Genomic DNA, 1513 nt, shown 5'->3' with positions numbered 1-1513 from the left:
TGTTGGTCACTTCTTCCCAACGTGGTCCGTCTGGATTAGTCGGATCGACTGGCGTGCCTGGGGTCTGTGGATTATCTGGGGTGGTTGTGACAACCTTCTCTCTAAACACAACTGTGTAAACCTGTGGACTTGTTGTATCACGGTCATATGTCGCATTCGTTGGGAAGTTGTCTTGCACCAACTCATAGCCACGTTCCTCAATCAAGGCAATGGTTTCTGCTGTGCTGTAATCGATCGGCTCGCCTGACTTACCTTTTACTTCATCAGCTGGAGAAAGAACCTTATTGCTGCCTTCTTCCAAGTATTGGATGACTGCCTTCTGTTCGAGGGCCTTGTAAGTAATGACAGTTGGCTGAGTTGGGTCAGTCGGTACTGGTGGGATGTAGTTTCCATCTGGATCCTTAGGCAATTCATTTCCATCTGGTCCAACTGGGACATAGCCATCCACTTTCGGAATTGCTGGGGTCGGAGTTGGATCCGCCGGCTTGGTTGGGTCGGTCGGATGGTTGTCGTAAGGAATTGGTGGAACTGGGTCTGTACCTGGTGGAGGAGTGATGGTCCAAGAACTGAGGGCCTTGTAAACGACAATCTCATCCACATTATCTGTCGTAGCACTTGCTTCAATGGCTTCTGCCGTTGCGCTTGGTGATACTGCCTGGCTATTTCTAGTTGCGGTGACAGCCACATAACCAGTCACCAATGGTAGTGTCTGGCCTTCCAGAGTCGAATCGCCATCCTTAGCTACCCAGTCCGTGTAGGTCACTTGTTTGGTCACGTGGTTGTAGCTACCAGTCCGTTCGAAGGTGACTGAATTGGTCTTGGTTTCGGTAGTCGGAGCTGGTTGACCATCGACAGTATCCAGTTTGTAAGCTACTGTACGAGTGATGGTCTTGGTCACTTCTTCCCAACGTGGTCCGTCTGGATTAGTCGGATCCACTGGCGTGCCTGGGGTCTGTGGATTATCTGGGGTAGTTGTGACAACCTTCTCTCTAAACACAACTCTGTAAACCTGTGGACTGGTTGTATCACGGTCAAATGTCGCATTAGTCGGGAAGTTGTCTTGCACCAACTCATAGCCACGTTCCTCAATCAAGGCAATGGTTTCTGCTGTGCTGTAATCGATCGGCTCACCTGACTTACCTTTTACTTCATCAGCTGGAGAGAGAACCTTATTGCTGCCTTCTTCCAAGTATTGGATGACTGCCTTCTGTTCAAGGGCCTTGTAAGTAATGACTGTTGGCTGAGTTGGGTCAGTCGGTACTGGTGGGATGTAGTTTCCATCTGGATCCTTAGGCAATTCATTTCCATCTGGTCCAACTGGGACATAGCCATCCACTTTCGGAATTGCTGGGGTCGGAGTTGGATCCGCCGGCTTGGTTGGGTCGGTCGGATGGTTGCCGTAAGGAATTGGTGGAACTGGGTCTGTACCTGGTGGTGGAGTGATGGTCCAAGAGCTGAGGGCCTTGTAAACGACAATCTCATCCACATTATCTGTCGTAGCACTTGCTTCAAT

At 50.0% G+C, this 1513-nt stretch carries 1 protein-coding gene; it reads right to left on the bottom strand.

All coding sequences use genetic code 11. The annotated features are described in order from the left end of the window. A partial coding sequence (locus C1E99_RS14695) for a mucin-binding protein (protein WP_330848223.1) occupies positions 1-1513 on the bottom strand: 1513 nt, incomplete at both ends.

Source organism: Streptococcus suis (genome assembly GCF_002964045.1).
In the GTDB taxonomy this organism is placed as follows: Bacteria; Bacillota; Bacilli; order Lactobacillales; family Streptococcaceae; genus Streptococcus; species Streptococcus suis_U.
This window is presented reverse-complemented; position numbering and strand designations above follow the sequence as displayed.